A 10,436-nucleotide genomic window follows, 5' to 3' on the forward strand; every position below is an offset into this window, starting at 1 on the left:
TTACTATGTCTCACTCTTGCTTTCATTGCCTTGAAAGTGTGCCAAACGGATTTAGCGCAAACGTTATAATTGACGATATAGCCCAGCCAATGTGTTGCATTGGCTGCCAAGCAGTTGCGCAAAATATTGTTGATCAAGGTATGACTGATTATTATAAATACCGAACTGTTCGCGCAGGCAAAGTTGAGCAACTGGTACCTGAGCAACTCGCATTTATAAAAAGTTATGACAACGAAGACATTCAAGACGAATTTATAGCTACTAACGATAATATCTCAGAGGTATTGTTGAGTGTTGAAGGTATAACCTGCGCAGCGTGTGCGTGGCTTATCGAAAAACAACTCTTAAACTTAAAGACTGTAAAACGGGTTGATGTAAATACTTCCACCAACCGCGCGATGATCCAATGGGATAAAACCAGCACCCCATTGAGTGAAATTATTACTTCCTTAGCCAAAATTGGTTATAAAGCCTACCCATTTCAATCAGATATTGAAGCTCAACAAAAGCAACAAACTGCCAAAGCCTATATTCGCCGCTTAGGTGTTGCAGGCTTAATGACCATGCAAGTTATGATGTTTGCGTTTGCCATGTACTTTGGCATGTTTTCAGGTATGGACAGCAATTTTGAGCAGTATTTTAGATGGATCAGCTTAGTACTTGCCTCTCCGGTTATTTTATATAGCGCACTGCCCTTTTTAACCAACGCCATAAATGGCTTAAAAGCAAAACAGCTCAATATGGATTTACCCGTATCGCTGGCTATTTTTGGTGCGTTTGGCGCAAGTTGTTACGCCACATTTATGCAAGTCGGCGAAGTATATTTTGAATCTGTATGCATGTTTACCTTTTTACTTTTATTAGGTAAGTATCTTGAATTTAGAGCGCGTTTAAAAGCGAGCGAATTTACTGCTAACTTACAAAAATTATTGCCATTAACAGCCCGCACCATTAACGACAGTGGTGAAGAACTTATAATTGCAGCCAAAAAACTAAAACTTAATGACGTAGTACTCATTAAAGCGGGTGAAACAATTCCTGCCGACGGCGAGCTTATAAAGGGTAAAACTACGGTTGATGAATCAATGATGACGGGCGAACACCAACCCGTTACAAAATTTATCGGCCACAATGTCTACGCCGGTTGCGTTAACCACGACGGCGTTATTGAAATAAAAATTAATAAAATTGGCCAAAATACCCTTTTAAATCAAATTATCCGCTTGCAACACAACGCATTAACTAAACGCCCTAAACTGGTTGAAATTACAGATAAAGTTGCGCAATGGTTTATAGCGTGCCTGCTTATATTTGCTTCACTTACAGCTATTGGCTGGTACCAAATTGACCCTGAACACGCATTTTGGATCACCATTTCGGTTTTAGTTGCTACCTGCCCATGTGCCCTGAGTTTAGCCATACCAACCGCACTTACATGCGCGGTTGCAACCTTGACCCGTAAAGGCGTATTAATAAAACAAGCGCATGTGCTCGAAACACTCTCACAAATTACGTTATTTGCGTTTGATAAAACAGGCACACTTACTCAAGGTAAATTTAGCCTAGATGAAGTAGATATACTCGATAAGCAATACACAAAAGCGCAAGTGCTAGATATAGCAGCTATGTTAGAGCGTTATTCTGAACACCCTATAGCCAGCGCATTTGATGAAATTACTCCTGCTCACCACACTCTTGATAACGTTGAAGTGCATCCAGGTCTGGGAATTAGCGCACAAGATGCAAACAATCATTATGCGATTGGTAAAAGTGGTTGGTTTGATAGCAAAAAATCAAATGCACAAGCAAGCTTGTATATAAATAAGCAGGTTGTTGCACGTTTTTACTTTATTGATAAAGTAAAAAACGATGCTAAAAAGCTTATAGACTCACTTCAATCGCAAAATTTAACGTGTCATATGTTAACTGGTGACGCATCAGATGCAGGGCAAAAAGTAGCTAAACAGCTCAACCTTGGAAGTGTGCAATCTGGATGTTCGCCACAAGATAAACAAACAGCCGTTGAACAATGGGCGTCACAAAACGAAGTAGTTGCAATGGTGGGCGATGGCGTAAATGACAGTCCTGTATTTGCCAGTGCACATTTATCTATTGCTATGGAAACCGGTGCTGACATATCAAAAAATAGCGCCGATGTAGTGCTCCTTAATAGCGATTTAGCTTCAATTGATCATTTACTCAATGTGGCAAAACAAACCAGACGAATTATTAAGCAAAACCTTGCGCTGTCTTTATTGTATAATGCGTCCATATTACCATTGGCAGCGCTGGGCTTAGTCGCTCCGTGGATGGCTGTTATTGGCATGTCTGCCAGCTCAATTATTGTGATTAGTAATTCACTAAGGCTATTAAAGTTATGAGCATAATTTACATTTTGATCCCCATTGCCATTTTGTTTGTCATTATTGCTATAGGCGTTTTCTTTTGGGCCGTAAAAAGTGAGCAGTTTTCTGATTTAAATAAGCAAGGTCATAGTATTTTGTTTGAAGACGACAAAGAGCAACATAACAAAAGTAATGATTGACCCTCTTTATACCAGCGCATTTTTAATGGGGCTAATAGGTAGCGGTCATTGCATTGCCATGTGCGGCGGTATTGCAAGCTCATTACAACTGGCAAGTGATAAACGCAAAACATTTACCTATTCATTTGCCTATAATACCGGGCGTGCACTGAGCTACATGGCAGCAGGTGCACTTGTTGCTGGTATTAGCAGCCAATTTGCTAGGCAAAACACATCTTTTTCTTTAGCACTTTCATTCATTGCAGCTATTTTTATGCTCCTAGTCGGCGTGTATATAATGCGCCTGGGTCCTACGTTGCAATGGTTAGAAAAAATTGGTAAAACCTTAGTGTGGCAACACATTGTTAAGCTAAATAAATACTTAATGCCTATTAACTCCCCTTTTAAAGCTCTAGGTTACGGTGCTTTGTGGGGATGGCTTCCATGTGGACTTGTTTACTCAGCACTTACATGGGCGATGACTAGCCCAAGTGCCCTAGACGGTGCTTTAGTGATGCTTTGTTTTGCTTTGGGTACTTTCCCCGCAATGATCACGTTAGGCGTTACCGCACAAAAACTAAATAGTATTATTAACCACCCTTGGACCCGAATTGTATTGGGCAGTGTTATAATCTGGTATGGTATCTACTTATTGATAATTGCAACTGACAAGCTGATACAGTAACCTATTCGCAGTATTAACCTTTTATGGTTATTTTGCAGTCGTGTGTATAAAAATTTAAACGGATTAAATTATGGATTTCTCTCAAAGTCGCGCTAAAGGTAATTGTGCTATTAGCTGTAATAACTGCAGTATTAGTCAATTGTGCTTGCCATTTTCTCTCAATGGCCAAGAAATGGATAAGCTAGACGAAATTATTGAGCGAAAAAAACCACTCCATAAAGGCGACTACTTATTTGAATCAGGCGCCCCTTTACAAGCTATTTATGCAGTACGTTCAGGTTCATTTAAATCGTACACATTATCAGAGCAAGGTGATGAGCAAATAACCGGGTTTCATTTAGCGGGTGACTTAGTAGGCTTTGACGCGATAAGCAAAATGGCGCACCAGAGTTTTTCGCAAGCACTCGAAACGTCAATGGTGTGCGAAATACCATTCGATACCCTTGACGAACTTGCTGGTAAATTACCAAAACTTCGTCAACAAATAATGCGCTTGATGAGCAGCGAAATTACATACGATCAAGAAATGCTGTTATTACTCAATAAAAAATCAGCAGAAGAACGCTTAGCTAGTTTTATTTATAACTTATCAGAGCGTTTTGGTGAACGTGGTTTTTCGCGTAAAGAATTTAGATTTACCATGACTCGTGGTGAAATAGGTAACTACTTAGGCCTTACCGTAGAGACCATTAGCCGTTTATTAAGCCGTTTTCAAAAAGCGGACTTAATAAAAGTAGAAGGTAAATTTATTACTATTTTAGATAACGATGCCTTAGCTAAAACGGCAGCAATCGTTAAGCCTCGCTAAATTAAATAGTTTGATTTAGAACAACAATTTATATGCTACCCCTTTAACTGTTTTATATTTGCGTTACACTAATTGTACACCCGTTAGGCAAATGGAGTAGCATATGAACACTATTAAACGCATTATTGCGGTTATTGACCCTACCAAAGACGATCAACACGGTTTATCACGTTCAATAGACTTAGCCAAAAAATCTGGCGCAAGTATTACCGCCTTTATGACGGTTTACGACTTCTCTTATGAAATGACAACGATGCTATCTGGCGATGAACGCGAAGCAATGCGTGATGCCGTACTAAAAGATCGCCAGCTATGGCTTAACGATTTGGTTTCACCTTACAAAGATATAGATATTGACACCCAAGTGGTTTGGCATAACCGTCCTTATGAAGCCATAATCGATACTGTAATTGATCAAAAGTACGATTTAGTAATTAAAGGCACACATCAACATGGTGCACTTAAATCCGTTATTTTCACCCCTACCGACTGGCATTTAGTACGAAAATGCCCTGCCCCGGTGTTGTTTGTTAAAGAAATGGCATGGCCAGAAAACGGTAATATTTTAGCTGCTGTGAATGCGGTTAGTGAAAACGAAGAACATGTAGCACTTAATAAACGGGTAATTAAAGACGCACAATTTTTATGTGAACTTGCCAACGCAAAACTTAATTTAGTTAATGCTTATCCTGCAACGCCCATAAATATAGCAATTGAAATTCCTGAGTTTAACCCTGGACTTTATAACGAATCAGTAAAAAAGCACCACATTGAATCAACCAATGCACTTGCTGCTGAGTTTAATTTAAGCCAAGAGCAATGTTTTATTGAAGAAGGCCTACCAGAGGATGTAATCCCTGATGTAGCTAAGCGGTTAAATAGCGAATTAGTTGTTATTGGTACCGTTGGTCGTACAGGCTTAAGTGCCGCTTTAGTAGGTAATACAGCAGAGCATGTAATTGATAGCCTTGACTGCGATGTACTGGCACTCAAGCCCGATGGTTACGTAAGCCCGATGGCAAAGAAACTAGATTAATTAAAAATTTAGCAAGTAACATCCAGTTTGTTACTTGCTAAAAATACCGTGTTTAATTACATCCTAAACTCGCATATTCAGGTGGTTTGGGTATAATACGCCCCTTTATTTTTAGCAAATAACTTTGCTGTATTGTTTTACTAGGGGGCGTAATTGTCACACTCAGATCAAGCTAAAGCTCAATTTAACTTAAATAAGCTACAAAAGCGTTTACGTCGCCAAACTGGTCAAGCCGTTATGGACTTCAATATGATTGAAGAAGGTGACCGTATAATGGTGTGTTTATCAGGTGGCAAAGACAGCTACACAATGCTTGAAATGCTTCAACATTTAAAACGTGTAGCACCTATAAAGTTTGATCTCGTTGTTGTAAACCTAGATCAAAAACAACCAGGGTTTCCTGAGCACGTTTTACCCCAGTATCTTGATAAATTAAATGTAGAATACAAAATTGTAGAAGAAGATACCTACAGCATTGTTACTGACATTATTCCTGAAGGTAAAACAACCTGTTCACTTTGCTCACGACTGCGTCGTGGTATTTTATACCGCACAGCAAATGAGTTAGGCGCAACTAAAATAGCCCTTGGCCACCATCGTGACGACATGATTGAAACGTTGTTTTTAAATATGTTTTACGGTGGAAAACTAAAAAGTATGCCGGCTAAATTAATGAGTGATAACGGCGAGCATATGGTTATTCGCCCACTTGCATACTGTAAAGAAAGCGATATAAGCCAATACGCATTTGCACAAGGTTATCCAATTATTCCGTGTAACCTATGTGGTTCGCAAGAAAACCTACAGCGTAAACATACAAAAGCAATGCTCGCTAAATGGGATGCTGAGCATCCAGGTCGTATTGAGAGTATTTTTACAGCAATGCAAAACGTCGTGCCTTCACACTTAGCTGATGCTGATTTGTTTGATTTTAAAAACTTACAAACCGGTGAAGTCATTGATGGTGGCGATATAGCTCTTGATAAGCCAGACATTCCTAAAGTGCCTGTTACTAATGAGCTTGATGAACAAGAAGCGCCAAGTGTAGTTACTATAAATCTAAGCTAACATATCTAGGCTAACAAATTTAAGGGGGTTGTATTTATGTACAACCCCCTTAAATTTACCAATTCAGCCTTGCGTTCTATTTTTAACTCTCAGCTAGGCCTTGTAAAAACTCTAAACTTAACTTTTCTTGTGCATTAGTCTGATACGGCAACTGCTGTAAACTGTCGTACGAGAAATCGTTTATATCAAAATGGCTTATTTCACTATTCCCAAAGCTGTTACGCTCACCTGGGCTTGGCGACATTCTTTCTATTATAAAGTCACTTAAGCGCATATCGGTAACGCCCTTAGGTAATACTGACCAATGAGCTTTTAAGTCTACGGTTTGGCTCCCTTGTGTTAAGCGTTCCTTAGATACCAAATGGGCAAGTGGTGTATCACCACTATATAAATTCGCCCTAACACGATACAAACCACTTTTTATCACCGTTAAATTAGCTGGCATAACCATGTTTTCATTTTGAGCATAAGCAATTTCAAAACCTGTTAAAGTAGCACTTGATGGCATATATTGAATTTGCGCAACTACGGGTACTTTTTTACCGTCAACATCGCCCTGAACATACACTTGCAAACTACGAGGGTAATCTTCATCTTCTTCAAATGTAATAATTGCCTCACCGTCACGCGCATTGCCCGTATGGGTATTTAATACTTCCTTTGTATCAGTATTTGCAAGTTCAACGACCACTTTACCAAGCCCTTGAGCGCTTACCTTTATTGTTATTTCTTCTGGATATACAAAACGATATTGTTTGAGACTTACCGTTAAAGCATCGCCGCTTTCACCTATGGGGCTCGACACAGGATAAAATTGATTTGGCTTTAATCGATCTTCATCTAAAGGACTTAGAGGTTGAGAATAAGGAGGAAACTTAAGTGCACTTTCGTATTGCATCACCACTTGCTGCGCTGCTTTTGTTAGGTCTTCATTAAACGCAATTTGCTTTTTTGATTGTGGTTTTTTAGCTTTAGGCACATCTATAGGGATCACTTTTACAGGCGATAAGTCAGGTGCGTTCGCGCTGTGTTTAATCTGTGGTTTTATTGGCTCAGCAACTTTATGAGCATCATTTTTACCAGTCAACCATAGCGAGAATAAAATAGTGCTAATAATTAAAGCAACGACATAAAATTTTTTCATTTTTATATTTCAATCTTTTATAAGGCGTATAGTTTTTAATACCAACCTGCTTTATTTAACGTTAAGAAAATTACGCTAGAACTAGGCTAAAATTTTTGTATCTAGTTGTTCTCGGCAATTGCTCCCTGCATTGCTCTACCTCCTGCATCCATGCAGTCGTAAATAAAAAAATTTTAACGACGTTATAGTGGAATTTAATTCGTTAAATTGATCAAAGATTTATGCAGATTGGTATAACTACACGCCTTCTATGTTATGGAATCACATTATAAATAAGTGCTGATGCACTTAAATTATTTGAATCCTTAATATAACGATATTGTTTTTTCCAAAACCAACTACCTGTAGTTTTATCAAACGTATTAAACCCTACGTTATTACCTTCAACATTTACGTTATTCATGGCTATTGTGACATTACCTTTACGCTGCGCGTTATGTATTTCGTTATGGCTATAACTGTCACTCATCATCATTGGATAATGATTTGGCATAAAGCTACTAACAGCATCACCTTGCGATTTTAAATGGCCATCTGTATCAATACTGCTGCTACAACTTCCAAACGAGCCAGCCGAACTTGCACCACATGAAGAGTGCGATGCTACAACCGAATCATCATTACCTTTTAAAAATCCACCTGTTAAACCTAAATACGCATTACCATCTGCCACAAAGCGTAAACGAGGTGTACGTGCATCAGGAAATGGCGATATTTTACGGGCATTATTCACTTTTAAATCGTGTAATACACCAACAGCTTCGGTTACATCGCTCCCTAGCCACCATTTGAGTGCTGCATCGACCGCAAAGTTCCATGATGCACCAGTTAAAGCACTAACTGCTACATCTGCAAGCTCACTTCCACCACCCGCGCCTGCTAAATCAAACGTCGCAACAATATTAAGCGGCTGTAAGCCTGCGTTTTCTAACCAGTTTTCTTGGTTATCAATAATATGGCGTGCAACTAAGTCGCCTGTTGAATGTGTTACAAATACACAGCCATCACTGCATAAATTAGAGCGTGAAATTTGCTTTAACTTTGGCCACACCCAATCGGTAGCAATTTTATCTTCAATTCGCTCATAAGCAGGCCAATCAATTCGCTCATCTGCACGATTATTCCAGTACGATTGCCAATATGTTTCACCGTCATTAATTACATCACTACCCGACTTATTGGTTATTTGCGAAGTTTGTAACCCGTGAATTAATATAATTTTGTAGTCTTTACTCGCAGCAGAAAAGCTCATTAGCATAGCAAGCCCAGCACCAATTAGGTGACTTGGTTTAATTAATGTGTGTGTGCGCTTAGTGTTGTTCATACAATTCCTTAATGTTGTGTGCGTAATATTTTATTATCATTTAAGGTATTCATACTAGGGCTTGTCAGCCTTGGCGTTCATCAGTATTAGGAACAAAGAACAAAAATGCAACAATTTATTATCATTTATAGGAATGAAGAAACTTATTACTTGTTATTTAATGGGTTAATAAAGAATAGTTGTTAAATTTAAAATTATCAGGGGTGTTTCGAGAGTAATATTGAGGGGGGTTAGGTTGAGCGGGTACCGGTAAAGGTGCCCGCTTTAGAATAAGGACGTAACTAATCTAGCCGTTAGCTTTGAGTTCACTGGTAAATTGCCCAATCGCATTCACAACTTCTTGTGCGCCTTGCTGAATTTCCTGCATCACATCACCCGACTCTTTAGATAGTGCTAAACCTTGCTCTGCTTTTTCTTTACCTTTTTCTATTACAGCCACCGTATTTTGGGTTTGTGATTGGTTACGCTGTACTACTTCTACTATTTCTTCTGTTGCTTTTGATGTACGCGATGCAAGCAGTCGAACCTCGTCTGCAACCACAGCAAAGCCTCGACCTTGCTCGCCAGCTCTAGCCGCTTCAATTGCGGCATTTAATGCTAACAAATTGGTTTGCTCTGCAATACTACTAATACTTTGTACAATACTCGATATTTGTTGCGACTGCTGATCAAGCGCTGAAATTTCACTTGCAGCTTGCTCCATGTTAATAGCAAGCTCGGTCATTACTGTAACCGTATCTTGTATAACGCTCGCGCCTTGCTCTGCTTTTTTATCAGTTTGGGTTGAGGTGCTATAAGCAATTTCGGCAGCCTGAGATATCGCAATTTCTTGATTTACTTGCTCTGTAATAACTGTTGCAAACTTCATTACTTTATAAAGCTCATTCACGTCATTTGAGATTGGGTTATATGACGCTTCTAACCATACAACATTGCCGTATTTATCAACACGCTTAAAGCGCTCCGCTATAAACTGTCCTTCTCTTAATTTAGCCCAAAACTGTTGATACTCTTGGGAATTATACTCTGAAGCTTCACAAAATGTGCGATGGTGTTTTCCTATTAATTCACTTTCTTGATAACCCATTGCTGATAAAAACTGCTCATTTGCTTTTAAAACATGGCCTTCTAAATCAAATTCAATTACTGCCATAGAGCGATATATCGCTTTGATAGTGTCGCTTTGCTCGCGGGAAGCCGTAATTGTTTTTGTAAGCACACTCCCGAATATAGAAAAATAGAGCAACTGATCTTGCTCCCCTTTTACAGGATGTACTATTAAACGTAACCATTCAGCTTTACCATCACCGCGCGCAATTTGTAATGCACCGCCCCAATGTCCTTCTTTTTTTATAGCTTGCTGTAGGCTTTTAAATTCTGAAGATTGACGAGATGACTCAGTAATAAAATCATCAAAAGAGTTATTAGTAAGATCGTCTTCGTTGTAGCCTAAGTTTTCTAAAAACCTATCATTGGCGTGCGAAATTCTGCCATCATAGAGAATGTTCAGTACTAACATCTCTCGGTAAAGCCCTTCCCATACTTGTTGTAATGGGTAAAGTTCAGCTTTTAGAGAAGCTATTTCGTTTTGTTTATTTTTAGAAAAAAACATTAATATCCTTACTTGGGCGTGTTGACCTTTGTGGATTGAAATTTGTTCAATCTAGGGGCGATTAAATCACGGCGCGAGGTTTGTAACCTAGTGGGCTAAGTAAAAACCGAGCAAAGCTTCCGCGTCCTGCTCGCGCCCCTTACCTACATCCATGTAGGCAACAAAGAATTAATCGTCCCTAGAAAGAACCCAAAGGGCAGCGTATGTTTGGTATTTATACTACGTTATCGCCTAT

At 39.1% G+C, this 10,436-nt stretch carries 9 protein-coding genes; 6 read left to right on the forward strand and 3 right to left on the reverse strand.

The window, feature by feature from the left end; translation table 11 throughout:
- Positions 1 to 5 precede the first annotated feature (5 nt).
- The 6 genes from GQR53_RS04900 (at position 6) to ttcA (ending at position 6,121) form a co-directional block, all read left to right on the forward strand.
- Positions 6 to 2,381, forward strand: a complete 2,376-nt coding sequence (locus GQR53_RS04900) for a heavy metal translocating P-type ATPase (RefSeq protein WP_165743042.1) — start codon at positions 6 to 8, stop codon at positions 2,379 to 2,381.
- A complete protein-coding gene (ccoS, locus tag GQR53_RS04905) occupies positions 2,378 to 2,545 on the forward strand; it encodes a cbb3-type cytochrome oxidase assembly protein CcoS (protein ID WP_002963071.1) in 168 nt (55 codons plus the stop codon). Before GQR53_RS04900 ends, ccoS begins: the two co-directional genes overlap by 4 nt.
- Entirely contained in the window at positions 2,538 to 3,209 is a 672-nt protein-coding gene (locus GQR53_RS04910) for a sulfite exporter TauE/SafE family protein (protein WP_039490095.1), read from the forward strand. The genes ccoS and GQR53_RS04910 overlap by 8 nt, the downstream gene beginning before the upstream one ends.
- Before the next feature lie 70 nt (positions 3,210 to 3,279).
- Positions 3,280 to 4,017: an FNR family transcription factor gene (locus GQR53_RS04915; protein WP_002963069.1), complete on the forward strand. Its 738-nt coding sequence runs from the start codon at positions 3,280 to 3,282 to the stop codon at positions 4,015 to 4,017.
- Positions 4,018 to 4,120: 103 nt separating this feature from the next.
- Complete coding sequence (gene uspE, locus GQR53_RS04920; RefSeq protein ID WP_165743043.1) at positions 4,121 to 5,053, forward strand: universal stress protein UspE; 933 nt, start codon at positions 4,121 to 4,123, stop codon at positions 5,051 to 5,053.
- 153 nt (positions 5,054 to 5,206) lie between these two features.
- Positions 5,207 to 6,121 (forward strand): tRNA 2-thiocytidine(32) synthetase TtcA, encoded by a 915-nt coding sequence (gene ttcA, locus GQR53_RS04925; protein WP_002963067.1) that lies wholly within the window; start codon positions 5,207 to 5,209, stop codon positions 6,119 to 6,121.
- Between the two features lie 82 nt (positions 6,122 to 6,203).
- Here ttcA and GQR53_RS04930 read toward each other — a convergent pair whose 3' ends face one another.
- The 3 genes from GQR53_RS04930 to GQR53_RS04940 form a co-directional block, all read right to left on the reverse strand.
- Positions 6,204 to 7,265 carry a hypothetical protein gene (locus tag GQR53_RS04930; RefSeq protein ID WP_165743044.1) on the reverse strand — a complete coding sequence of 354 codons (1,062 nt, stop codon included), beginning with the start codon at positions 7,263 to 7,265 and terminating at the stop codon, positions 6,204 to 6,206.
- A gap of 253 nt (positions 7,266 to 7,518) precedes the next feature.
- Complete coding sequence (locus tag GQR53_RS04935; protein ID WP_002963298.1) at positions 7,519 to 8,589, reverse strand: hypothetical protein; 1,071 nt, start codon at positions 8,587 to 8,589, stop codon at positions 7,519 to 7,521.
- A gap of 286 nt (positions 8,590 to 8,875) precedes the next feature.
- Positions 8,876 to 10,201 carry a PAS domain-containing methyl-accepting chemotaxis protein gene (locus tag GQR53_RS04940; RefSeq protein WP_165743045.1) on the reverse strand — a complete coding sequence of 442 codons (1,326 nt, stop codon included), beginning with the start codon at positions 10,199 to 10,201 and terminating at the stop codon, positions 8,876 to 8,878.
- Positions 10,202 to 10,436: the final 235 nt, after the last annotated feature.

Origin of the sequence: Pseudoalteromonas sp. Z9A6 (assembly GCF_011378805.1) — a bacterium.
In the GTDB taxonomy this organism is placed as follows: Bacteria; Pseudomonadota; Gammaproteobacteria; order Enterobacterales; family Alteromonadaceae; genus Pseudoalteromonas; species Pseudoalteromonas distincta.